The organism is Candidatus Arcticimaribacter forsetii, from assembly GCF_910589745.1.
Classification (GTDB): domain Bacteria; phylum Bacteroidota; class Bacteroidia; order Flavobacteriales; family Flavobacteriaceae; genus Arcticimaribacter; species Arcticimaribacter forsetii.
This window is the reverse complement of record NZ_OU342399.1, coordinates 1,031,217-1,056,122: the sequence shown is the minus strand read 5'-3', so window position 1 is coordinate 1,056,122 and position 24,906 is coordinate 1,031,217. Positions and strand designations below refer to the sequence as shown.

Annotated in this window: 22 protein-coding genes, 3 tRNA genes and 1 pseudogene; 12 read left to right on the top strand and 14 right to left on the bottom strand. The window is 32.4% G+C overall.

Annotation, left to right across the window (positions count from 1 at the left end):
- Nucleotides 1-10: 10 nt before the first annotated feature.
- On the top strand, nucleotides 11-391 hold the full coding sequence (locus NG655_RS04905; protein WP_252158223.1) for a RidA family protein: 381 nt from the start codon (nucleotides 11-13) through the stop codon (nucleotides 389-391).
- Here NG655_RS04905 and NG655_RS04900 read toward each other — a convergent pair.
- From NG655_RS04900 to NG655_RS04885, 4 genes are all read right to left on the bottom strand, one after another.
- On the bottom strand, nucleotides 388-1,263 hold the full coding sequence (locus NG655_RS04900; protein ID WP_252158222.1) for an N-acetylglucosamine kinase: 876 nt from the start codon (nucleotides 1,261-1,263) through the stop codon (nucleotides 388-390). The two genes, NG655_RS04905 and NG655_RS04900, sit on opposite strands and share 4 nt — an antisense overlap.
- Nucleotide 1,264: 1 nt before the next feature.
- Entirely contained in the window at nucleotides 1,265-2,266 is a 1,002-nt protein-coding gene (gene gap / locus NG655_RS04895; RefSeq protein ID WP_252159086.1) for a type I glyceraldehyde-3-phosphate dehydrogenase, read from the bottom strand.
- A gap of 33 nt (nucleotides 2,267-2,299) precedes the next feature.
- On the bottom strand, nucleotides 2,300-3,286 hold the full coding sequence (gene pfkA, locus NG655_RS04890) for a 6-phosphofructokinase (RefSeq protein ID WP_252158221.1): 987 nt from the start codon (nucleotides 3,284-3,286) through the stop codon (nucleotides 2,300-2,302).
- A 137-nt stretch (nucleotides 3,287-3,423) separates the two neighbouring features.
- Entirely contained in the window at nucleotides 3,424-7,779 is a 4,356-nt protein-coding gene (locus NG655_RS04885) for a translocation/assembly module TamB domain-containing protein (protein WP_252158220.1), read from the bottom strand.
- A gap of 34 nt (nucleotides 7,780-7,813) precedes the next feature.
- On the opposite strand from NG655_RS04885, the gene tsaD reads away from it, so the two are divergent.
- From tsaD to NG655_RS04870, 3 genes are read left to right on the top strand one after another with little or no spacing between them, the layout of a single operon-like run.
- On the top strand, nucleotides 7,814-8,833 hold the full coding sequence (gene tsaD / locus NG655_RS04880) for a tRNA (adenosine(37)-N6)-threonylcarbamoyltransferase complex transferase subunit TsaD (RefSeq protein WP_252158219.1): 1,020 nt from the start codon (nucleotides 7,814-7,816) through the stop codon (nucleotides 8,831-8,833).
- Nucleotides 8,834-8,835: 2 nt separating this feature from the next.
- Nucleotides 8,836-9,540 carry a 16S rRNA (uracil(1498)-N(3))-methyltransferase gene (locus NG655_RS04875; RefSeq protein ID WP_252158218.1) on the top strand — a complete coding sequence of 235 codons (705 nt, stop codon included), beginning with the start codon at nucleotides 8,836-8,838 and terminating at the stop codon, nucleotides 9,538-9,540.
- Between the two features lie 33 nt (nucleotides 9,541-9,573).
- Complete coding sequence (locus tag NG655_RS04870) at nucleotides 9,574-10,662, top strand: AI-2E family transporter (protein ID WP_252158217.1); 1,089 nt, start codon at nucleotides 9,574-9,576, stop codon at nucleotides 10,660-10,662.
- 37 nt (nucleotides 10,663-10,699) lie between these two features.
- On the opposite strand, the gene NG655_RS04865 is transcribed toward NG655_RS04870, so the two are convergent.
- On the bottom strand, nucleotides 10,700-11,674 hold the full coding sequence (locus NG655_RS04865; RefSeq protein ID WP_252158216.1) for an NAD(P)H-dependent flavin oxidoreductase: 975 nt from the start codon (nucleotides 11,672-11,674) through the stop codon (nucleotides 10,700-10,702).
- Between the two features lie 5 nt (nucleotides 11,675-11,679).
- Nucleotides 11,680-12,123 (bottom strand): DUF4442 domain-containing protein, encoded by a 444-nt coding sequence (locus NG655_RS04860; protein ID WP_252158215.1) that lies wholly within the window; start codon nucleotides 12,121-12,123, stop codon nucleotides 11,680-11,682.
- Between the two features lie 189 nt (nucleotides 12,124-12,312).
- Between NG655_RS04860 and NG655_RS04855 the strand changes: the two genes are divergently transcribed.
- Together NG655_RS04855 and NG655_RS04850 are read left to right on the top strand one after the other, a co-directional pair.
- On the top strand, nucleotides 12,313-12,483 hold the full coding sequence (locus tag NG655_RS04855) for a Lacal_2735 family protein (RefSeq protein ID WP_252158214.1): 171 nt from the start codon (nucleotides 12,313-12,315) through the stop codon (nucleotides 12,481-12,483).
- 6 nt (nucleotides 12,484-12,489) lie between these two features.
- On the top strand, nucleotides 12,490-12,852 hold the full coding sequence (locus NG655_RS04850; protein WP_252158213.1) for a DUF2237 family protein: 363 nt from the start codon (nucleotides 12,490-12,492) through the stop codon (nucleotides 12,850-12,852).
- Between the two features lie 81 nt (nucleotides 12,853-12,933).
- Here the strand turns inward: NG655_RS04850 and NG655_RS04845 are convergent.
- Both NG655_RS04845 and NG655_RS04840 read right to left on the bottom strand, forming a co-directional pair.
- Nucleotides 12,934-13,007 (bottom strand) — tRNA-Arg (locus tag NG655_RS04845).
- Between the two features lie 15 nt (nucleotides 13,008-13,022).
- Nucleotides 13,023-13,097: transfer RNA gene (locus NG655_RS04840), tRNA-Pro, on the bottom strand.
- Between the two features lie 216 nt (nucleotides 13,098-13,313).
- On the opposite strand from NG655_RS04840, the pseudogene NG655_RS09480 reads away from it, so the two are divergent.
- From NG655_RS09480 to NG655_RS04820, 5 genes and pseudogenes are all read left to right on the top strand, one after another.
- Nucleotides 13,314-13,616: pseudogene (locus NG655_RS09480) on the top strand (phage integrase SAM-like domain-containing protein); the annotation flags it as partial.
- A 258-nt stretch (nucleotides 13,617-13,874) separates the two neighbouring features.
- Nucleotides 13,875-14,207, top strand: a complete 333-nt coding sequence (locus NG655_RS04835) for a site-specific integrase (RefSeq protein ID WP_252158212.1) — start codon at nucleotides 13,875-13,877, stop codon at nucleotides 14,205-14,207.
- 291 nt (nucleotides 14,208-14,498) lie between these two features.
- On the top strand, nucleotides 14,499-15,014 hold the full coding sequence (locus NG655_RS04830) for a hypothetical protein (RefSeq protein ID WP_252158211.1): 516 nt from the start codon (nucleotides 14,499-14,501) through the stop codon (nucleotides 15,012-15,014).
- A gap of 132 nt (nucleotides 15,015-15,146) precedes the next feature.
- Nucleotides 15,147-15,566: a carboxymuconolactone decarboxylase family protein gene (locus NG655_RS04825; RefSeq protein ID WP_252158210.1), complete on the top strand. Its 420-nt coding sequence runs from the start codon at nucleotides 15,147-15,149 to the stop codon at nucleotides 15,564-15,566.
- A 273-nt stretch (nucleotides 15,567-15,839) separates the two neighbouring features.
- Nucleotides 15,840-16,349 carry a nuclear transport factor 2 family protein gene (locus tag NG655_RS04820; RefSeq protein ID WP_252158209.1) on the top strand — a complete coding sequence of 170 codons (510 nt, stop codon included), beginning with the start codon at nucleotides 15,840-15,842 and terminating at the stop codon, nucleotides 16,347-16,349.
- Between the two features lie 212 nt (nucleotides 16,350-16,561).
- Here the strand turns inward: NG655_RS04820 and NG655_RS04815 are convergent, their stop codons facing one another.
- The 4 genes from NG655_RS04815 to NG655_RS04800 all read right to left on the bottom strand — a co-directional run bounded on the left by NG655_RS04815 (nucleotide 16,562) and on the right by NG655_RS04800 (nucleotide 20,056).
- On the bottom strand, nucleotides 16,562-16,888 hold the full coding sequence (locus NG655_RS04815; protein WP_252158208.1) for a DUF5681 domain-containing protein: 327 nt from the start codon (nucleotides 16,886-16,888) through the stop codon (nucleotides 16,562-16,564).
- A 36-nt stretch (nucleotides 16,889-16,924) separates the two neighbouring features.
- Nucleotides 16,925-17,305 (bottom strand): hypothetical protein, encoded by a 381-nt coding sequence (locus tag NG655_RS04810; RefSeq protein ID WP_252158207.1) that lies wholly within the window; start codon nucleotides 17,303-17,305, stop codon nucleotides 16,925-16,927.
- Between the two features lie 540 nt (nucleotides 17,306-17,845).
- Nucleotides 17,846-17,929, bottom strand: a tRNA-Ser gene (locus NG655_RS04805).
- Nucleotides 17,930-18,010: 81 nt separating this feature from the next.
- Nucleotides 18,011-20,056, bottom strand: a complete 2,046-nt coding sequence (locus NG655_RS04800; RefSeq protein WP_252158206.1) for an HD family phosphohydrolase — start codon at nucleotides 20,054-20,056, stop codon at nucleotides 18,011-18,013.
- A 140-nt stretch (nucleotides 20,057-20,196) separates the two neighbouring features.
- Between NG655_RS04800 and NG655_RS04795 the strand changes: the two genes are divergently transcribed.
- On the top strand, nucleotides 20,197-20,943 hold the full coding sequence (locus tag NG655_RS04795; protein WP_252158205.1) for a C40 family peptidase: 747 nt from the start codon (nucleotides 20,197-20,199) through the stop codon (nucleotides 20,941-20,943).
- 56 nt (nucleotides 20,944-20,999) lie between these two features.
- Here NG655_RS04795 and NG655_RS04790 read toward each other — a convergent pair whose 3' ends face one another.
- Together NG655_RS04790 and gyrA are read right to left on the bottom strand one after the other, a co-directional pair.
- Nucleotides 21,000-22,232 carry a tetratricopeptide repeat protein gene (locus NG655_RS04790; protein WP_252158204.1) on the bottom strand — a complete coding sequence of 411 codons (1,233 nt, stop codon included), beginning with the start codon at nucleotides 22,230-22,232 and terminating at the stop codon, nucleotides 21,000-21,002.
- Between the two features lie 26 nt (nucleotides 22,233-22,258).
- Nucleotides 22,259-24,775 (bottom strand): DNA gyrase subunit A, encoded by a 2,517-nt coding sequence (gene gyrA, locus NG655_RS04785; RefSeq protein ID WP_252158203.1) that lies wholly within the window; start codon nucleotides 24,773-24,775, stop codon nucleotides 22,259-22,261.
- Between the last annotated feature and the right edge of the window lie 131 nt (nucleotides 24,776-24,906).

The following is a 24,906-nucleotide window of genomic DNA, read 5'->3' as shown; positions in this document are numbered from 1 at the left end:
TTAATATCATATGAAAAAAATTATAACTACACCGAATGCCCCTGCTCCTATTGGTCCGTATAATCAAGCAGTTTTATCAAACGGAACACTTTATATATCTGGACAAATACCTTTAGACCCCACGACCATGGAGCTCGTAGAAGGGGATTTAAATAAAGAAACCATTCAAGTAATGGAAAATCTAAAATCCATTCTATTGGCTGCAAATATGGACTTTGAAAATGTGGTTAAAAGCTCTATTTTTTTAAGCGACATGAATAACTTTACCGAAGTGAATAAAGTGTATGGAGCTTATTTTAATGAAGATACTGCACCTGCAAGAGAAACAGTAGAGGTTGCAAACCTACCTAAATTTGTTCGAATTGAAATCTCTATGATTGCAGTAGTTTAATCAAAATCATAATCTTCTTTTTCTAGAAGATTTACATGATATTTTACTAATTGATCTATAGGACGTTTAACAATTTCACCCATTGTCAATCCAAATTCTTTTAGAACCATATTAATTTCTTCCTTAAGGAAAAATGAAATTGATCCTACAAAGTGAATTGGAACTTCTTTTGCATTATCGAACTGTAATAACTGATGTTTAAAAAATCTTCTTAACCCTTCTTGGATCATATCCTGCATATATGGATCTTCCTTATGAACAATCATAAATTTTGCAAAACGCGCCAAATAGGTATTAGGATTTTCTCTACGGTATAAATTCTCTTTGAGAGTATTTGCCGAAAGATCAAATTCTGATTCGAATAACTCCGATAATTTTTTGGGCATTTCATTAAAGTAATATCCTCTAATAAGTTGCTTTCCAAAAAAGTTCCCACTAGCCTCATCCATAAGTATATAACCTAAAGACGTGATGTGTTGGTGAACTTTAGCACCGTCGAAATAACTACAATTTGAGCCAGTACCTAGGATACATACAATAGAAGGTACACCTTGCGCTGCAGATGCATATACTGCAGCGTAGGTGTCTTCTTTTATTGTAAATGAGCAATTTTCAAAAATCTCTTCAAAGACTTTTTCAATTCTCGAAATTGTTGACTTAATACCACAGCCTGCTCCATAGAAAAATAATTTAGTAACATTATTTCTATTTTGAAACAAATCAAAATTATTAATGATTCGTTCTTTCAGAATTGCGGAGGATAAAACTTGTGGATTTAAACCTAAGGTTTGAGTAGAAAAAAGGATTGTTCCTTTTTCGTCTATCGCAAACCAATCAGTTTTTGTAGATCCACTATCAACAATTAAATACATTTTATAAACTATTAACGTGCTTAGCTAGATCAATCAATTTATTCGAATATCCACATTCATTATCATACCAAGATATGATTTTGAAGAAATTTTCATTTAATTCAATTCCTGCTTCAGCGTCAAAAATAGAAGTACGAGCATCACCAACAAAATCTTGAGACACTACAGCTTCATCAGTATAACCTAGAATTCCGCTTAACTCCCCTTCTGATGCACTTTTCATTACCTTTTTGATTTCGTCATAAGAAGTGTTCTTCGCTACTTTTACTGTTAAATCAACAACAGAAACATTTGCTGTTGGAACACGGAAAGCCATTCCTGTTAATTTCCCTAAAAGAGAAGGAATTACCTTAGTTACTGCTTTAGCAGCTCCAGTTGAAGCTGGCATAATGTTTACCAGTGAACTACGCCCACCTCTAAAGTCTTTCTTAGAAGGACTATCAACAGTAAATTGAGTTGCAGTAGTTGCGTGTACAGTGGTCATTAAAGCTTCTTCAATAGTAAAATTGTCATGTAAAACTTTAGCGATTGGAGCTAGACAGTTTGTAGTACAAGATGCGTTAGATACAATATTTTGATCAGCAGTAGCTTCTTTATGGTTTACTCCCATTACAAACATTGGAGCATCAGCAGAAGGTGCAGAAATAACAACTTTCTTTGCTCCAGCAGTAATGTGCGTTTGAGCTTTTTCTAGCGTAGTAAAAATACCGGTACACTCTGCTACAACATCAGTTCCAATTGCATCCCATGCAATATCTTCTGGATTACGTTCTGATGTAATTCTAACTCGATGACCATCAACAACCAAATCATTGTCAACAACTTCGATACTACCATCATAAGTACCATGAACAGAGTCATATTTTAAAAGATAAGCTAAGTGTTTAACTTCTAGAAGGTCATTAATACCTACTACGGTTACATCAGCTTGTTTCATTGCTGAACGAAATACTAATCGACCAATACGACCGAATCCATTAATTCCAATTTTTAAAGACATAATTTAATTATTATAGTTTTGATTATTGTTTATGTTTTATATTGATAAAATATCTGAAACTTTAATCAGATTTGTGTTAATCTTCGATTTACCTTTTATAGCTTTTTTGAGTGGAGTAAGAACCATTTTGTCATCAATTACCCCAACCATCGAATTTGATTTACCTTCGATAATAGATTCAATTGCAAATACCCCCATTCTAGAAGCTAATACTCGATCAAAACAACTTGGAGCTCCACCTCGTTGCATGTGTCCTAAAACAGATACTCGTACTTCATAGTAAGGTAAATTCTTTTCTACATAAGAAGCAATTTCAAATACATTCTTCCCTGTTTTATCTCCTTCTGCAATTACAACAATACTAGAAGATTTTCCAGATTTTTCACTTTTCTTTAAAGATTCCAATAAACGCTCTAAACCAAGATTTTCTTCTGGTATTAAGATCTCTTCAGCTCCAGCTCCAATTCCTGAGTTCAATGCTATATGACCTGCATCACGTCCCATTACTTCAACAAAAAACAATCGATTGTGAGAACTTGCAGTGTCCCGAATTTTATCTATTGCCTCTACTACTGTATTAATTGCAGTATCGTAGCCTAGAGTATATCGAGTTCCGTATATATCGTTGTCAATTGTTCCTGGTATTCCAATTACTGGGAAATTAAATTCATTTTGAAAAATCATAGCCCCTGTAAAGGAACCATCTCCACCGATAACAACCAATGCTTCAATTCCTCCATTTTTAATGTTGTTATAGGCTTTTTTTCTTCCTTCTGGTGTTCTAAATTCAAGACACCGAGCAGATTTAATAATAGTTCCACCTTTGTTAATAATGTTATTCACACTTCTAGCATTCATTAACTCGAACTCATTATCTATAAGCCCCTGGTAACCTTGATGGATAGCGAAACATTCAATACCATAAAAAACAGATGCTCGAACTACTGCGCGTAATGCAGCATTCATTCCTGGAGCATCTCCCCCAGATGTTAGTACGGCTATTTTTTTAGGTTGATTTTTCATAAATAATTTAAAAATGTAAATTTAGGGAAAACCCTTTACTTTTTTAAGTTTAATTCAACTTCATCTTATTTTTGTAACAAAATCGATTTAGGTGATTTTATAAATAACATTGTATTTGATTATTATTTAGTAAACAATTACTTTTTAGCTGAAATTATCTTTTGAATTAAACCTTCAAAGGTTTCAAAATCAACCTGATAAGAAAGTCCAATGCCTTGGGTGTAACCTAAATCGTCACTAATGTAGCGAAATTCATTTTCTCTATTGAAAACTTTAGCCTTAAGTGTCCCTTCTTCATTCAATATAAAATCGATCTGAACATCACCAACAATCAATGTTTCTTCTACTCCACCTACCGGTACACCAATTTTACCATTAAGAAGAACTTTATCGCTAATTTGAGTAACAAAAGTAATACCAATTCGATCTTGTGATCTTATATCTAAATCAGGACGACTATCCCCTTTTAAATAGTTTAATCCAAAATCTAATTTACCATCACTTTCACCAAGAAATGAACTCAATACATCGGATGCTTTTTCATATAAATTATTTGCAATCCCTTGAGTCGAAAAAGAAACATCACTCACAAATATCCCTTGAGACAATAATGAAATTGCTTGTAATTGTCTTCTTTGTTGATCTGCAAGACGATAGTTTATTTCAGAAGCTACTATACCACTCGTATTCGGAAAATTTATTTCGAATTTAGGGTTGTCTGGTTTCAATAAATTCCCCTCAAGTTTTATTAAAACATTTGTAGGGATCTTTTTATTAAAATTGGGGTTATCAACCAAAAGAGCAGGATTAGCTCCACCTGGGACCTCATAAATAGCTTCAAGGTTCATTTGAGCGTCTAATGGATCTCCTTCCCACACTATAGTCCCTCCTTGTTTAACATTAAACTTCTTATCGATTAAACCAAAATTCTTAAAATTGTAAATACCATCATATGCGATAAAATCACCCCACATATTGAACTTTCCATCAATATTCGTTTCCATTAAAATATTCCCAGACCCTCTTCCAGTCAATGTACTACCAGAGATTTGATCGACCACTATCTCAACTTTAGCGTTATTATTAACATCTAAGTCAAAGGTCATTTCTAAACCCCTAGATATTGTTATCCCTTTAGAAACTTGTTCTTCATCGATATTTATTTTATTTAAATCTGATTTCGGAATAAAATCTATGAATGAAATATCTGCTAAACTAGTATTTTCCTCCCAAGGGATTACAATGGAAGTTCCAGCTGCAGTTGCTCCATCCACATCAATGATTAAATTTTTTGTGGGGCCATGAATATGAATGCCACCATTTAGATAGCCAGAGCCGTAAAATAAGGTGTTTTCTACTTCAGGACGATCCATCAACAACAACCGATTAGTAAGTATATCAAAATTTATTTCCCAGTCTTTAAAGTTTAAATGACTAATTTCTCCTTTTAAAACACCTGAAGTATTTTGATGTTGATCGAAAAAATTTGAAGTTTCAAATTTAATTACCTGATCAAATAATGTAAGCTTCGTTGATTCTGACAAACCATATGACGCATTTGTATAGGGTACTGTCATATTGAAATTATCTAAGGTTAGATTTCCAGAATGAGATAAATTATTTATAGGACCCCATAAATTAAATGAGCCCGTTAACAAAGAAGTGATTTCTGTAATCTTTCCCTTTCCTAATTTTGAAAGAAAGGACATGTCCATTTTGTTCAACTTTAAATCAAGATCTAGAGTCGTTCTTTTGTCATGTACAAGAATTCCTCCACTTAAATTCATCTGCTCTTCTGCTCCTTTCTGAAGTGAAGCATTAGCTCTATAGGAGCTTAATCCGGTGTTCCCTTCAGAATTAACTAACAAATCCCCTAATTCAATATCATTTACATTAAGATTTGAAAATTTCATTTTAACTTCAGAATCATTTCGCAAGGGAGTTTTATAAAAGCTTATTTCTGAATCTAATTTTGCTTTTAGTTCAAAATTTTCAATTTCAGGAAGAACATCTTGAAGCAACACATTATTTGTTTTAATCTGAAAATCATAATCATTTTTTGACTTATAATTACCTGATAAACTAACATTTTGATCTGCGTTATTAATTAAAACTTGTTCTAAATTGAAAGAGTTTGTAAGAGAATTAAAAATGAATTTACCTGAATTTTCTGAATTTAATTCCCAGGACACTTTTTGGTTGTTTATCTTAAATTTACTTAAGTCAACTATTGTTTTTTTGTCTTTAAGAGTGTAACTCAAATTTGCTTCGAAAGAATTAGATTTTTTATTATTTAAAACCCCCTCAATTCTGACCTTGCTTTCATTATTGAACGGTGTTGAAATCATAAATATCTCATTCGCTACTAAAGAATTTACCCTAATTTCATCTGCAGATAAGAAACTAGTATAAATTGTATTGCTGGAATCATATTCATAGTTCAAGCCTTTAAACTCATAATCCTTGTATAATAGAATTGGTATATCAAAAGCTACAGCAGATTCTTTGACATCTGAACTTATAAAACCTGATAAGAAAAAATCATCTGGAGTCGATAAACTCGGGAACAAAGCTTCTGTAAGTTTTGATTTTAAATGAATATCAAAATCAAATGATTCTTTGGGATAAACGGAATTATAATTTCTTAAAAAAAAGAGGTTATCGAAAAGTCTAGATATGTGTTTAGAAAAGTTTTTATACTCAAAATCACCATCCAAACTTACATTTATAGCATCTGAATCTTGAATTTTGATTGATTTACTTAATCCTTTTGAATTTGCTTTTAGCTTAAAATCCTGGAATTCAACTTTTCCGCTTTTATTTGTAATTGTTGGCACTTCTAAAACAATTCCAAAAGTAGAGGTGAAATTGGATTCATTCTGTGTTAAGATTTTAATTTTCGATGATAATTTTACATCATTTAAGCGTTCTGCAAAATTCAGTTTCGATAAATTAATTTCATTTAGATCTCCTATAACCTCAAGGCTTTTATCCTCTGCATCATGAAATAACTTTAAATCGAAATCATGCATGATTTCATTCGAAACAATAGAACCCTTTGTTTTGTCTCCCGATTGACTGATGTTGAATCTAATGTTTTGTAATAAATTTGAATTAACCTGAAGTTTACTGATTAGGCCGGATGAATTAAGAAATTTATTTTTACCATTCACTATCTCACCCTCAAAGCTTAATGTTGCATCACTCTTTATTACAGATGAACGATCGAGCAGAGTAGAAAGATTGAGCTCTTCTATTTCTATTGATCCAATATACTCCCATTCATTCAACTCTGATTTATTAATTAAATTAATGGAAGGTCTAAATTTTCCTATAGAGGTATCTAAAACAGAGTTTAATGTAATTTTTTCAGAAGACCCTGACAGGTTGGAATCTATGTTTAAAAATTTCATTTTAGCCAAATACCTGTTTAACTTACTATATTCGGTTGGGCTTAATAAATTTTTAATTCCAAGATCTGAAGTTTTTATTTTAAAATTATCTGAATTAAAAGCCAATTGCTTTCTATCAAAACCATTCAATACTCGTAAAGAAGCCGTTATTGAGATTTCATTTTTGTTTTGTAGATTAAAATCAACTAGAAGATTATCTAAGGTACCCTTGACTTTTAAGTTAGAATTTATGTATGCATCCTTTCTGAAATAGTTTTCAATTGACTTTATTTCATTGAGATGAATTTTAGAATTATATATATTAATGTTAAAAAATGCTGGTTTCAAATTAGCTAAACTACCCCCTAAAAAGGCTACTGCCCCACTTCCTTGCAGAATATTTTTGTTCAGATGGAGGTTAAAATCATTAGCAATTAAACTATCGGATGAATACAGAAGTTTTGATTTAAAGGAATCAATTTTACCAAATTTTCTTGAGGACCCAGTAAATGATTCAATCGTAACTTCCAAGACTCTTGATTCAAAATTAAAATCTGAAGTTTTCAAATCAATATCTGAAAAAATATTTTTGGAATTTTTAGAGTTTAAATCTTCAACAACAACTACGGAGGAATATATTTCTAATGTGTTTGATTTAAAATTGAAAGGTTTTCTGTTGGTTTTAGTAGAATCTCTAAGTTTAGAAATAAATTTCTGAAGAGAAGATTTATTTTCTCCTTCATATTGAGTTAAAAATAATTGAACACCATCGAGTCTAATTGAATTAAAGTCATAATTTCCATTCAAGAAACGATCCAATCCGTTTAATGAAGTCTTCAGCTCATCCACAAACAAAAGTGTATCTCGGTGATGATCTTGAACTAAAATTTTTCTAACGATTACGTCACCATTCAATTTAATCGATGCTTTTTCGACAGAAATATTTGTTTCAAAATTATCATTAACATTTTGAGTAATTCGTTGGGCAAATTTAGTTTGAACGCTATCCAAAGACAATAAGAAAAAAAATACACCCCCTAAAAGCATCAATACAGATACAGAAAGGATTAAAATTTTCTTAAACTTATTGGTTGGAAACACTTATTTTTGAATTATTAATTAAAGTTAGCAATTAATGAAACAAAAATCATGCTATATATTAGCAATTGAATCTTCTTGTGACGATACTGCAGCTGCAATATTACGAAATGACGAGGTCTTATCAAACATCATAGCTACTCAAGATATACATAAATCTTACGGAGGAGTTGTTCCTGAGCTAGCGTCTCGAGCACATCAGCAAAACATAATCCCTGTAGTAGATCAGGCTTTAAAAAAAGCAGGTGTTTATAAAAAAGAACTCAATGCTATTGCATACACTCGAGGTCCCGGTCTCTTAGGATCCTTACTAGTAGGCACTTCTTTTGCAAAATCTTTGAGTATGGGACTTCAGATCCCTCTAATTGATGTGAACCACATGCAAGCTCATTTACTAGCTCATTTTATAAAGGATGAAAATCCAATTCCAGAGTTTCCATTTCTTGGAGTTACTGTTTCTGGTGGACACACTCAACTTGTTCTTGTTAAAGATTATTTTGACTTCGAACTGATTGGAACTACACTAGATGATGCTATAGGTGAGGCTTTTGATAAGTGTGGGAAAATCTTAGGACTAGGATATCCAGCTGGACCAATTATTGATAAAAATGCACAAAATGGAAATCCCTTAGCTTTTAGTTTTCCTATTCCTAAAGCTCCTGGTTTGAATGTAAGTTACAGTGGTTTTAAAACTAATGTAATTAACTTCATACACAAGAATACGCAAAAAGATGCGCATTTTCTTGATTCAAACTTAAATGATTTATGTGCGTCAATCCAACATACGTTAATCGAAATAATATATCAGAAAATTGAAAAAGCAGTTGATTTATACCAAGTGCCACGAATTGTATTAGGTGGTGGGGTCTCTGCTAATTCTGGATTGAGAAATAAATTAAAAAATAAAGAATCTGAAAAAAGTTGGGAAGTATTCCTTCCTCCTTTCGCCCTTACAACAGACAATGCTGCTATGATAGGTATTGTTGGGTATCTTAAGTATTTACAAAAAGATTATGGAAGTATTAAAGAAGCTGCTTCTGCTCGCTTAAAATTTTAAAAATGGATTTATTTTTTCATACTAGTATAGATACAAAAGATTCTTTGCTTTCCTTCAGCGATGAAGAAAGTCGCCACCTATCAAAAGTTTTGAGAAAACAACCTGGAGATGTTGTTGCTGTTACTGACGGAAAAGGTACTGAAGTGCGCGTTGAAATTCAAAATATTAGTCCTAGAAAATCGAGTGGATTAATTACAGAAACTATACTTCATCCTTCCCCAAAACATAAAACACATATTGCAATAGCTCCGACCAAAAACATTGTCCGTTTGGAATGGTTTTTAGAAAAAGCTACTGAGATAGGCATTCATAGAATTACGCCCATTCTCTGTAAACACTCCGAACGTAAAATGATAAAAAACGAACGGCTGAATAAAATAATTCAAGCTGCTTTAAAACAATCACAACAATTTCATCTTCCCAAACTCGATGAATTGAGAACTTTAGAATCTTTTATCGAAGAACAAAATGGAGGTTATATAGCACATTGTAATCCGGGTACAAAACAAGAATTAGCAGATCTAAAATCAATAGAAAATTCTACCTGTATTTTAATAGGTCCGGAAGGAGATTTCAGTGTTGATGAAGTGACATTTGCAGAAAAAAACAACTTCAAACCTGTTAGTTTAGGTAAACAAAGACTTAGAACTGAAACTGCTGCTATAGTCGCTTGTCATACATTAGCTTTGATTCATAGAAATCTTTAAAAGCTTATTTTAATTTATTGTTATCTTTAAAAAATGAATTCTAAAATTATATCACAAGGAATATTAAGGTCTATATTAATTCTAGCCTCTGTTCTGCTTTTAACCTACATCACTTACCTGTTACAAGCACTCATAGTTTATATTGTAATCGCAGCGATTATATCATTAATGGGGCGTCCAATTTTAGACTTTCTGAAAGTCAAATTAAAATTCAACAATTCCGTAGCTACATTGATAACTATGTTTGTTTTTGGTTTGTTAATTTTTGGGCTTTTCGCTTTATTCATCCCAATAATTGCTCAGCAGGGCGAAAATCTATCCTTATTAAATACTACCGAATTAGAGAAAAACACCCTCCTATTAATAAATCAAATATCGGAATACTTTTCTCTAAATGAGGAGTATTGGAAAAATTGGATTTCAAACCAAGACTTAAGCAGTAAGTTAAATCTAAGCGTAATTCCAAATTTCCTTAATACACTTATAGGTTGGTTAAGTAGTTTTACGATCGGGTTGTTTTCTGTTTTATTCATTAGTTTTTTCTTACTTAAAGATGAGGCGCTACTTCAAAACATAACCTTCTCTTTTGTGAAAAACAAGTACGAAAACAAACTCAAAAAGTCGCTTGCAAAGATAAGAAAACTACTCTCAAGATATTTTATTGGTCTATTACTTCAAGTTACTATTCTACTTTTAATATACAGTATTGTTCTGTTGATTTTTGGCATAGAAAATGCGTTTATTATAGCCTTCATTTGCGCGTTATTAAATTTAATCCCCTATGTAGGGCCATTAATAGCTGCTTTTATGATGGTCGCTTTATCTATGTCCTCTAATATTACTGAAGATTTCAGCACAGTAATACTTCCAAAATCAATTTATGTTTTCCTTGGTTTTGTGATAGGACAACTCATAGATAATTTTATTAGTCAACCGATTATTTTTTCAAAAAGTGTAAAGTCACATCCCTTAGAAATTTTCATCGTCATATTAATTGCTGGAATATTATTCGGGACCACTGGGTTAATTTTTGCTATCCCCATATACACTGCAATAAAAGTAATTTTTAAGGAATTTTTTGCACAATATAAAATTGTACAATCGCTTACAAAAGACCTCTAATTCTCACTTAATTGTTATTAATGCTCCATTTAGCCATTTAGAGGTACTTATTAAGTACCTGTTGCTGGCGTTTTAAGGCGTCTATAAATTGAGATTTAAGACGATCAACAAGAGTTTTAGTAGAAACACTATCTTCAATTGAGGTAACCCCTTGTCCAGCAGACCAGATAGTCTTCCAAGCCTTCGCTTCTGCTTTAGCAGCATCAAGCTCCTCTCCGAAATCAATCTTTTTAGATTTAGACCACATATCCTCGGTTATCCCCATAGACTCTAGGCTTGGTCTTAAAAAGTTTGCATTGACTCCAGATACAGCAGCAGTATAGACAATATCACTCGCTTTACTTTCGATAATCATTTGCTTATACTCTTCTTCTGCCAGACTTTCATCTACATTAATAAAACGAGTTCCCATATAAGCTAGGTCAGCACCCATTTGAAGTGCGCTTGCTATATCAGTACCTGTACTAATACAACCTGAAAGTAAAATTGTTTTATCGTAAAAAGATTTAATTTCAGTAATTAAAGACATTGGGTTGGTGATTCCTGCATGACCTCCTGCACCAGCAGCAACTAAGATTAGTCCATCTACTCCAGCTTCTGCAGCTTTCTCTGCATGTCGTTTTTTTATTACATCATGAAAAACAAGTCCACCATAACTGTGTACTGCGTCTACTAACTGTGAAACTGCTCCAAGCGAAGTAATTATTAAAGGAACTTTGTGTTTAATACAAATTTCAAGATCAGCTTGAACTCTTGAATTGGTGGGATGAACAATTAAGTTAACTCCAAAAGGAGCTGCTTTCTTACCTGTTTCAGCTTCAAAAGCTGCCAAAGCCTCTTTAATTTCTATAACCCAAGCTTCAAAACCTGCAGTGTCTCTCTGGTTTAAAGCAGGAAATGTTCCAACAATTCCATTTTTACAACATTCAATAACCAACTTAGGTCCAGAAATTAAAAACATGGGCGCTGCAACAGCAGGCAGAGACAAACCATCAATAAAAGATGCTTTCATAAAATTTATTTTTTAATATTTAAAGTCCATTCAAAATTGAAACGAGATACAACATCACCCGCTTCATCAATTCCTACCGATTCCATCCAAATGGTTTTTGGTGTTTCTGTTTTTATTAATTCATTCATAAGTACAGATATCTCTGCTCCTTGTGTACAAGAAAAAGTTATTCTTCCGGTTGCTTTCTTCGAAAAGTTTGCCTTGTTATTAAGTACCAACATCGACACCTTACGATTTGAATCGCGTATAGCATTCATAACTAGAGTTCCTGTAGTTAGTTCAGCAGCCATTCCTTGAACTGCCCAAAACATTGATTTAAATGGATTTTGATTGATCCATCGATGCTTAACACTAACCTCACAACATTCAGAATCTACTTTAGTTGTTCTAATTCCAGTCCAAAAAACTGAAGGTAATTTAAGGAACGTAAAGAGTGTATATTTAAACAAGATGGATTTAATTAAATTATGATTTAAATATACAAAATTTAATAGGATAGCAAAATGTAAAAAACACTTTTAAATAAATTGAAAAATAAAGAGAGTAATTAATAAAATACATTTAGTTATTATAATCATAAAGTGGGTCTTATTTCGTAATTTTAAGTATAATTATTATCAATTTACTAAGTACACTATATGTTCGGATTATTCAAAAAGAAAACAGAGTTAGAAAAGCTACAAATCAAATACAAAACTTTATTAAAAGAAGCATTTGAGCTTTCAAAAACAAACAGAAGTAAGAGTGATCAAAAAACATACGAAGCTGAAGAAATAGCTAAAAAAATTGAAGCGATAAGTCAAAAATAAATTGATATGGAACTTAATGTTTTTGGTAGTCCAATAATATCATGCTGCAATGACCCATTAACGGGTTACTTTAGAGATGGATATTGTAGAACCATTTCAGAAGATAGTGGAAAGCATTTAGTTTGCGCAGTTGTAACAAAAGAGTTTCTAGAGTTTTCTGCGTCTCGAGGTAATGATTTGATTACACCAATACCTCAGTGGAATTTTCCGGGTTTAAAGCCTGGGGACAAATGGTGTTTGTGTATTTCAAGATGGTTAGAAGCTGTTAAAGAAAGGAAAGCACCATCAATCGTTTTAGAGGCAACCCACCAAAAAGCTTTAGACTATACTTCAATGGAAGTTTTAGAATCATTTGCTTTTAAAAGTTAAGCTTGAAGTAATTGGAATAGGTACTTTATTTCATATACTTTAAAACAACAAAAAAGCCCCACATGCATGTGGAGCTTTACGTGAGCCAGAAGGGATTCGAACCCCTGACCGTCTCCTTAGAAGGGAGATGCTCTATCCAGCTGAGCTACTGGCCCGTAGTGTTGTTTTAGTCGGGGTGGCAGGATTCGAACCTGCGACCTCCTGCTCCCAAAGCAGGCGCGATGACCGGGCTACGCTACACCCCGATTGAACAACCACATCGCTTTTTGCAAAACGATGCGCAAATATATCTCAAAATTTATAATTTTCTATGTCGAATACCACCTAATTACAAAAAAAAATAGAATCTAAACTCATGAGAATCTAACTACCCTAATTATCAGTGAGAAACAAAAGCTTTAACTGCAGATAAATAAAAAAAATCTCTAGATTCTTATTTTAAGGTTAACGAAGTAGAAGTTATAAAAGAAGTTGAAACGGTAGACAATTACTTTAGGCTGTATTATGAAGAATTAAAGGGCCTTGGTTCTGTAGAGCATAAATCTATAAAACATTATGCAAGGATATTTAATAAGTTTAAAGAATTTGAAAACGGTAAAAAGGTTTATTTAAAAGACTTAAAGGATAATGTTTACGTAGGCTTTATAGTCTTTTTAAGGGATAATTATGGGTTAAATGACAATACACTATATAGAAACTTTGGCTACTTTAAAACGTTTTTAAACTGGTGTATTAAAAAAGGAGTTGAAGTTCCAAATGACTTTAAAAATATTAAACTAAGCCCTTTTGATACCGACGATATTTCTTTAACGACCCAAGATTTAGATACCCTAGCGGGACTTGAACTTGAACCAAGGCTAGAAAGACATAGAGACTTATTCTTAATAGGTTGTTATTCCGGCCAAAGGTTTTCGGACTATTCAGTTTTTGAAAAAGCGGATATACAAGGCGACTTAATTATAAAAAGAGCTGAAAAAACGGAAACCCATTCTTTTATTCCATTACACCCAAAGCTTAAAGCTTTGTTAGATAAATATAATTGGGAACTTGGTAAAATATCTAGTCAAAAATTTAACCAAAACATTCAAAAAATCTGCAAGCTAGCGGGCTTTACAGAAGAAATAAAAAATACAAGTTACATAGGGTCTAAAAAGGTTGTAGAAATAAAGCAACGTTGGCAAATGGTAGCATCTCACACGGCCCGAAGAACTTTTATAACTATAGCGGCCGAAAAAATGATGCCCGACCATATAATTATGTCTATAACTGGTATTAGAGACCCTAAGACTTTAAAGAAATATAAAAAAGTAAATAAAGACTCTATTATGGAATCCGCTTTTGATGTTTTTGATTAGTAAATAAAATTATCAACTTTCGGAGGAGGTTTTTTCCAATTAGATAAATGCTGAATTATTGATTCATCAGTTTATTATATCAAGCTTTAAAAATGGAACAATTACAGTTCAATAACAGGCATATCCTCTTCAGTAAGTTCAGTTAAGGATTTTTTTTAAGTAGACAAGAAAACAAAAAAACCCCACCAAAAGCAACAGCTAAAGTGAGGGTTACAAAGAATCATTACCACTTGACCTTTATTTACAAGCTTTAAAAACAGTTTTGTATATTGTATTGATAAATTCGATATTATGAAAAAGCTACTTCTTCTTTTACTGATAATGCCTGTTTTAGGGACAGGTTATCTAAACGCTCAGAAATTATCTAAAAATAGTGCATTTGATATATTGATGAAATGGGAAGGCAAATGGAAAAATAATGCAGTTTTTGAAGAATCCGTTTGGATCACTGAAAGTGTTGAAATTCGGGGTACAACAGAGGCAAATTTAATTCTTTCCAACAATTACCTTGAAATAATGGTTTATAATGATAATGCGAGTAAATATATTATTTGTTATGACCAAATGTCAAGTCAATTCAATCGCTGGGAATTTAAAAGCGACGGCAGTAATACTTTTTGGACAGGAAAATGGAATAAAAGTGAGAATACAATGACCTGGAGCTTTATAGATTTTTCAAACTCTGGTATTAGCGGTAAAATAATTGAAAATTTTAAGTCGGATGAAATGATTAAAACCAGAATTATTATGAAAGATAAGAGTGGAAAATCATTACTTAGAATTAATTCAACAAAAGAGAAAACTTAAACAATAAAACATATTATTTTCCTGCTTGGCAACTAAACCACAGCCATAACCTCTTCAGTAAGTTCAGATAACGAAAACAAGCTTTAAAAACAATTTTGTACATTGTATTGATATTAAATTTAAAAAAATTAAATGAAACAATTATTATTTATTTTTCTATTTGCAGGAATATGCTCGACGGTATATTCACAAGACGCTACTCTTACAGCTGAAGAGAAGCAAGAGCTTTTACAGGCAAGTCCATTTAATTCAGTTTATCCTTCATCAATTCTGAAAAGTGCTGATACATATTTTAAAGCTCAGCTGGGTCTGTATAAAGAAGGTGTAATAGCTGAAAAAGAAGCTCATTTAATAGCACTTGGGACTTCTGCAGCTACCAAATGTCAATACTGTATTCCTTATCATATTTCTGAATTAAAGAGGCTAGGAGCGTCTGAAGATGAAATAAAAACTGCGGTTCTTATTGCTGCTGATATAATGAAAATGAGCACTTTATTTTATGGTAATGAATTTGATTTAGAAGCATTTAAAAAAATGCTAAAAGGAGAATAAAAAAACCCCACCGAAAGCAACTGCTAAGTGAGGGCTTCAAAGAGTCATTACCACTTGTATTAAAAGTTGTCATTGATAAATAAATTTATGGACATGATTATAAAGTTCCACTAAACAAAAACTTTGGTGTGGATTATGTGAAATTTCTTATTAATCAGAAGTATAATAATTTATCTCAATAGCGTGCAAAACGAACTTGTTCAATATGTTGAATTTTTTTTAATCTTATTATTTATGTATATTACTGATTAACAATAATTAAACTACTGTATTATGAAAAAATTTATTTTATTAATTTCTGTTACCCTTGTAATATTTTCTTGTTCAAACACACAGGATATGACGCTTTACAAAGTGAATCTGGAGGTCGCTAAAAAATACATTTCAACTTATGAGTCACCAACAGATTTTGAGCTATTCAATTCGATGACTGCCGAAAATATTGAGCACCAATCTCCAATGTATGGAGCTGGAAAAGTTGGATATGAAGAGGTTTTAGCTCAGGGAGAGTTTTATATGAATGGTTTTGAAAATGTTTCGTTCAAAGCAGATGCTTGGTTGCCTGGAGTTAATGAGGAAACTTTATTAGTTGATGGAAGCGTACGTGTTTATGGAACATGGTCTGGAAATAATATTGCTTCAGGTAAGGAGTTTTCAGTTGACGCTTACCATTATTTTATGGTAGAAAACGGAAAGGTAGTTGCTTCAGGAGATTATTTTGATGCTACAGGAATGGTTATGGCTGTTCAGCCAGATGCTACTGAGGAGTCTAGCGAGGAGTAAAGAGTCTCTGTAAAAAAATGAAAACAAAAACCCTCCGATGGAGGGTTTTTTGTTTTGATGAAGGCTTATAAATTATAAACCCCTCTAAGAGTATTAAATCGAGGTTGGATAAAGGTTTTTGTGTTCAATACCGATAAGTTGTTTGCACTGTTTCTTACCTGAACATCAAAATTTAACATATTGGAGGCGCATCATTACCACTTGACCTTTATTTAATCAATAACGTCTATATCTAATTGCTTAAATATTGGGGTTTCTGCATCTGTTAATTCTAAGCTTTGTTTGACTGATCCATAAGCTGAATCCATTAAAGCTTTATAGGCGCTTACGTCCCCTTGTTTGGCTTTAAATATAGTTGATAGTGTAATTATATCTTCCATACTTAAAGTCTCTATCTGGCCGCTTATAGGGTTTGTTTCTTCCTGAAGAAATGCAAGCCATTCTCTAGCTATTGTTTTTCTGTTTTTAGAACCTTTTGGTCGTCCACTAGGATTACCTGATTCCCCCTTCTTAAACCTGTTTAAATTATCTCTACTCATTCTCTGTTGTTTCTTTGTTATTGCCTGTTTTTAATTTTAATAAAATATGTTATGATGTGAGTCTTGACACCACATTGATTTAGTGATGTAGTTTGTTATTTTCTTGACCCCTTTTATTTTCTCTACATCAATAACAGCTTTGGGATTGATGTTTAATGATTTAGCTACGTCCTCTCTAGTTAAATTTCTTCCCTGAATAAGTAAATGTGCGTGATTTATAGTTGAAGTATTTGACCACTTATCCCTATCATTTTCTAGAGTGTAGAAGACTGCATTTACGTTGTTTGTTTTGACCATTTTACTAACTTTCTTATCCATTAGATGGTCTTTAAGCTTGTAATGTGTCCTGATGACTGTGGTGTAGTTCCATTTGAACATCTTGGAGATTGAGTCGGCATACTGTTTAATGTTAATCATTTGTTTGTCAGGAGTTTAGAGTTAGTGTTATGATACAGCGGGGATAATGCACTTTTGTGTTAAAAATCGCTTCAAAAAAAGGAAAATTTATAACATTGTATTAATTCAATAGAATTGTCCTGAAAGTGCTATATTTTCTGTAATTGATTTTGCTTATATATATAACAAGAAAAAATTCTTTTGTTATCATTAAACACAAAAAAGCATCAACAAATAAAACATGAAACCGGATGTGTATTAATAAATACAGGGGTTCAAGAAGGATAAAAAAGTTATGAACTAAATAGGGAGACTTATTGAATTATAAATAAGCTAGATTATGGATGTGCTTATATTTTTTTTGGTAATTATGCTTTAAATATTTCAATGGAATTATAATTACTATATTTAGTTTAATTAAAATCCTCACCATTTAAAAAGGTACAGTCTTTTTTAGCTCCTTTTTTAATATAAAATTTAATTTCGACCCCCCTTACGACCCCCATTTAAAACATAGAATCCGTAAAGTGTTATAAATTAACGCCTTACGGATTTATATTGCGGAGAGACAGGGACTCGAACCCTGGCGACAGTCACCCGTCGACAGATTAGCAATCTGCTCCATTACCACTCTGGCACCTCTCCTTAGGTTTCTGATAACAGAGGTGCAAATGTAAATTTTTAAATAATATTAAACAATCCTTTTCTGAAAAATTACAAGATATTTTATTCAGGATATTCTATTCTCAAGTGATAAATGTTTATCAGCTTATCAATAAAAACTTTTTTAACAATTTCGATTTCAGCTAATGTAATATTAGAATTCATAAATTGCTTTTCTTCTAATAGCATATTGATGATCTTATTAACGAATTCCTTAAGAATCTCTACAGTAGGTTCTTTAATACTCTTAGAAGCAGCTTCCACCCCATCGGCCATCATTAAAATAGCTGTTTCTTTTGAAAAAGGTTTCGGGCCTGAATAGACAAAATCATCTTCATTGATTTCACCGGTTAATTCTTCATGTTTTTTATAGAAATAATAAACTTTGGAAGTACCGTGGTGTGTTCTTATGAAATCAACTACTCGATCTGGAAGTTTAATTTTTTTTGCTACCTCAACACCTTTTATTACATGATCAATTATGATTTGTGCACTTTCTTTGGGTGATATTTCATTATGTGGAGAAATAGTTCCACGCTGATTTTCAGTAAAATAAACCGGATTATTGATTTTTCCGATATCATGATACAAAGCGCCTACTCTAGTGAGCAATGCGTTTGCCCCAATTGCACTAGCTGCAGATTCCGAAAGGTTTGCAACCTGAAGTGAATGATGAAATGTTCCCGGAGCTTTATCTGAAAATTCTTTGAAAAATGCTGAATTAGTATCTGATAATTCCAATAAAGAAACATCTGAAACTAAATTAAAGAGCTTTTCGAATAGGTAAATAAGAGGTTGAACAAATAATGTAAACACCCCATTAAGAACAAAAAGACCAAGAATATTTAAGGAAATACCTTCTATTCCTCCCTCATGGATTATAAAAAATGCAAAATAGCCAATTAGGTAAATGAAAATAATTTGCCCGATTGATATGAATAAATTAGCTCTTTTATATAATTCTGAAACTGAAAGAATAGTGACTATTCCTGCCATGATTTGAAGAAACATATACTCAAAGCTGTTAGGAACTATAAATCCAAGAATTAAAACAGTTAAAACATGAACAAACAATCCTACTCTTGCATCAAAGAAAGCTTTTAAAAGTAAAGGTAAAATACATATTGGAACAATATATAAGTATGAACTGTCGAAATTAAGAACTGTTACCGTGAAAAAAACAACTAAAATTACATTACTAAAAATAAAGGTTAGCTTCGTGTTATTATTAAAAATCACAGGACGGTATTTATATATAAATAGCATTAACATTAACAATGCTAATCCTACCAAAATAATATGCCCCAGAAGAATCCAATAGATATTAGCAACTGTATATAAACGAGTGTCGTACTGGAGTTTTAATGATTCTAACTCTTGAAAGTTTGTTGCATCAATAAGCTCTCCTTTGGTAATAATTATATTCCCTGCAGGAATTAGGTCTCTAGAGATAGATAGTTTAGAATATGCTGCTTCTAATTGCTGCTCATTAAATCGAATATCATACTTCAAATTAGGCTCAATACTTTCAAATAAAATTTTGTAATACAAACTTGTGTAACTAGCGAAACTAGTTGAATTGATGTTTTTATTTAAAAATTCTAATAAATCCTCTGGTCTTAAAAGCTGATCAAAATTATATTCTGTTTCAGCATGATCTTTAATTAAACTCACTTTTTTACCTCCCTCATGCTTATAGTTTAGTGGTAAAATTCCTTTTGAGTAAATTTCATCAATTAAGTTTAGTCCATACTCAAAATGTCTTTTGTAACGTTTTGAGTTTACTGGAAAAGTAAAATATGTAGCAAAATTTTGAGTATAGGTAGATTCTACCTTTTTCTGAATAGAGGAATTAACATTAAAATAAGTAGGCAACTCTTTTTTGAGTTGTTTTTTCTCAATTGAAAGTTCTTTTTCTGTTTTTAAGATTGCGAAATCAAAAGGCGCTCTAAGGTTTTCATACTCCCAAGCCTGTCCTTTTCTGTATTCATATTTAAATTGTCCTTTCTTTGGAAAAACATACACAATGAATAAACAAGAAAATATAAACAAGAAGGCCTTGTATAGTATTGATTGATAATTAAAAAACGCCTGAAGTAATTTTTTCATATAATTTAAAACAAGATATCTTCAAAGGTAATAAAATGATTTCTTCAAACTTATTTTAAAAGTTCATCTATGCTGCTTATTAAAATTGATTATTTTAGCTTTAGTTTTAAACGTTTTCACATTATTTATACTTTTTTGATTTGAAGTACGGTATTTGTCCTTTAGGAATTATTCCCCTTAGAAATGATTTTAATCACAGAAGCGAGCAAGTTTCTCAACTATTGTATGGGGATTGCTTTAAGATTATAGATCAAAGAAAGGACTGGTTTAAAATAAGAAATCAATGGGATGGTTATGAAGGTTGGATTACTCAAAACCAAGGTCTTGAAATTCCTGAAGAAATTTATAAAAATCAAGCTGATTTGGAAATTAAACATGCTACTAATCTTATGGATTATGTATGTTTATCCAATTCAGAATTAGTCCCAATTCCTTTAGGGAGCGACTTGAGACTCCTTGATTTTTTAAATCACAGTTTTGAAGGAGAAACTACTACTATTAAGACTAAGGAGCAATTAATTAAAAATGCTTATGCATACTTACATACCCCTTATTTGTGGGGTGGGAAATCGCCAATGGGAATCGACTGCTCTGGATTCACGCAGATGGTATATAAACTCAATGGGATAGTACTTAAAAGAGATGCTTATCAACAGGCTGAGCAAGGAACTACACTCAGTTTTATCGAAGAAAGTGAACCTGGTGATTTGGCTTTTTTTGATGACAGAGATGGGAATATTACTCATGTTGGAATTTTACTTCAAGACCACAGAATTATTCATGCTCATGGAAAGGTTAGGATAGATCCTATTGACCAAACCGGTATTTTTAATAAAGAATTACAAACGCATTCGCACAAATTACGAATGATTAAAAAGATTATTTAAAATAAAAAAACCTTCAAAATTGAAGGTTTTTTTTATTCTATAAATAAATACTTTATCTATTCCTGTGCGTCTAAAAGTCTTTTCATTTCCATGAATCCTTCATTATCTCCGATAGTTCCATAGATGTTTTTAAGCGTACGAATCGCTTCATTGTTGTTTTCAGAAACTTTAAGAAAATCTCTTAAGATCGGAATACATTCTTTGTACAAAGCTTCTCTTTTATTTGTCAATACGTCATATTTGGCATTATCTGCTCTTGAATTTCCTAAAGAATTCATCTCTTCTACGATTGAACTTTCTTCTTCAAGGATTAATGCTACTAGGTTTAGATATGCATTTTCCATCTCGGGTTGAAGCGCTATAGCTTTTTCGTAATAGCTTCTTGCTTTTTCCTTATCGCCTAGGTCATTCGTTACAACAGCAAGGTTATAATATAAGTTCCCATTATTAGGATCTTGAGCTATTGCCTCTCCCATTAAATCCTTAAATTTTCCTTTTTCTCCCAGTTCAATATAAATATTAGCTTCCGTTAAAATCAAACCTAAGTCTGTTGGACTCTCGGCACGAGCATCTTTAACTGCTGAAATAGCCTTATCTTTTAGACCCAGTTTATTGTAAATCAATGCTATGTTTTTTACAATTTCAGGGAACTTAGATTCTGTTTCAGCTTCTCTGAAATTAGTGTAATCTTTAGTTTTCTTAAAGATGTTAAATTCAGACTCAGAAACTTCTTTTTCCGTATTATTAGCTATTTCTGTTACAAAATACTGCTTCTTAACTCCTGTGTATTTGACGTCTCTTAAAATAGAATAATACTCAATTGCTAACTCATAGTCTGGAGCATTAACAGCATTACTCGCTGCGTAATAAAGATAATCAATATTAACAACAGGATCAATGGTATAAGCTAAGTGTAAATTCTTTGCAGATAAAACATATTGCTTCTCTTCAGACTGTTGAATGGATGCATTTACGACCTCAGAAACTATATTTTGCTGCAAGTCAGCTATTTGAATCTTTAACTTAGAATTTTTCTTTGCTAAAAGAAGATAGTCATAAGCCAGTTGAAACTCACTGTTATCAAGAGCAATCTGGGAACGTAAAAAATTATATTCAGATGCATACTTTAACTCAGAGCTTTCTAAAATTGTTTGATTAGTGTCAAGAAAAGCAGATGCTTCTGCAGTTTTTCCTGCTTTATATAATTTCTGGGCTTGTTTCAACTCCTTTTTTTGAGCCCAACTAAAGGAGACTAAAAGCGTAAATAAAAATGTAAATAAATGTTTCATTTAAGGGTATTGTTTGGTTTTCTAATTTATTGGTTATTATTTTCTTCCGTGTTTAAATCCGTCGCAGGTTGATCCTCTCCATCAGTTACTTCAGGAATCTCTTCATCATCTTTCATTACTTTCGCAACTGCAGCAATGGTATCAGATCCTTTAAGGTTAATCAACTTAACTCCTTGTGTTGCTCTCCCCATTACTCTTAAGTCGGCAACATCCATTCTAATTGCAATTCCTGACTTATTAATAATCATAAGATCATCTAGGTCAGAAACGTTTTTGATCGATACTAGCTCACCTGTTTTTTCGGTAATTGAGAGGGTTTTCACTCCTTTTCCTCCACGATTTGTTGTTCTGTAATCGTCTAAGCTTGATCGCTTCCCGTATCCGTTTTCGGATACAACGAGTATTTCAGTTTTAGGGTCGCTAACAGAAACCATTCCTACTAGCTCGTCGTTTGCTCCGTTTAAAGTAATTCCTCTTACTCCAGATGCATTTCGACCCATAGGACGGGTTTTATCTTCCTCAAAACGAATTGCTTTTCCAGACTTAACAGCTAATAAAATTTGACTGTTTCCAGTTGTTAGTTTAGCTTCTAACAATTCGTCGTCGTCTTTAATTGTAATGGCATTAATACCATTAGCTCTAGGGCGAGAATATTGTTCCAGCAAAGTCTTTTTAACTTGACCTTTTTTGGTTGCCATAATCACATAGTGACTGTTGATATAATCTTCGTCCTTAAGATCTTGTGTGTTAATGAAGGCTTTTACCTTATCGTCTTGCTCAATGTTAATTAAGTTTTGGATCGCTCTACCTTTTGCAGTTTTAGATCCTTCAGGGATTTCATATACACGCATCCAGAAACACTTCCCTTTTTGTGTAAAGAACAACATATATTGATGGTTAGTTCCAACAAATAAATGCTCTAAAAAGTCTTCGTTTCTTGTTGTTGAAGCTTTTTGTCCAACACCTCCTCTATTTTGTGTTTTGTATTCAGACAAAGGAGTACGTTTGATATATCCTGCATGAGAAATTGTAATGACTACCTTTTCATCTGGAATCATATCTTCTATACTGAAGTTTCCTCCTGCAAATTCTATAACTGATCTTCGCTCATCACCGTACTTTTCTTTAATCACAACCAACTCGTCTGTTATGATTTGCATTCTACGATCTTTTTTGTCAAGAATATCTTTAAGATCTTCGATCGTTTTCATTAAAGCATCATACTCTGCACGTAGTTTGTCTTGCTCAAGACCTGTAAGTTGTCTCAATCGCATTTCAACGATTGCTTTGGCTTGAATTTCAGATAACTTAAAGTTTTCTATTAATTTTGCTCTTGCTTCATCTGCATTAGAAGAAGATCGAATTAAAGCGATTACTTTATCAATATTGTCTGAAGCAATAATAAGACCCTCTAAAACATGAGCTCTTTCTTCTGCTTTTTTAAGTTCAAACTTAGTTCTTCTTACAACTACTTCGTGACGATGTTCAACAAAGTAATGAATCATTTCTTTCAAGTTCAATAACTGCGGACGTCCGTTTACAAGTGCAATATTGTTAACGCTGAAAGAAGATTGAAGTGAGGTGTACTTAAATAGTTTATTTAAAACAATATTAGGAACTGCATCACGTTTCAAGATATAAACAATTCGCATTCCATTTCGATCCGATTCGTCCCGGATATTAGAAATACCTTCTATTTTTTTATCGTTTATTAATTCAGCGGTTTTTCTAATCATCTCCGCTTTGTTAACCTGATATGGTATTTCGGTTACAATGATACACTCACGACCGTTAACCTCTTCGATAATTGCTTTAGCGCGCATTACAATCTTACCTCTTCCTGTATGGAAAGCTTCCTTAACTCCATCGTAACCATATATAGTTCCACCGGTTGGAAAATCTGGAGCTTTGATTGTTTGGATTAACTCATCGATAGAAATATCGTTATCGTTAATGTATTGAATAGTACCATCAATAACTTCTGTTATGTTATGAGGCGGCATGTTAGTTGCCATTCCAACAGCAATTCCTGAAGCACCGTTTATTAAAAGTGTTGGAACTCTAGTTGGAAGTACTTTGGGCTCTTTTAAAGTATCATCAAAATTTAATTGGTGATCCACAGTGTCTTTATCAATGTCAGCGAGTAAATCTTCTGACATCTTACGCATGCGGGCTTCTGTATATCGCATTGCTGCTGGGCTATCCCCATCAACAGAACCAAAGTTACCTTGACCGTCTACCAATAAATAACGTAAGCTCCACTCTTGAGCCATTCGTACCATTGCATCATAAACAGAAGTATCTCCATGGGGATGATACTTTCCAAGTACTTCTCCAACAATCCTTGCAGACTTCTTATAAGCAGTGGAGGATCGAATTCCTAGTTCATGCATTCCAAATAAAACGCGTCGGTGTACTGGTTTTAAACCATCCCTCACATCGGGAAGAGCACGTGACACAATGACAGACATTGAATAATCAATGTAAGCCGATTTCATTTCATCTTCAATGTTGATTGGAATCAGTTTTTCGCCTTCAGCCATAAATTTGTAATTTTTAATACTATCTGCTAAAATATGTATTTAAACTATAAATACTAATTGATTTGATAGTTTTTGTGCTTGAATTTATCAACATTTTTTTGGACAATAATATGGAAAAATTAACGCCTTCC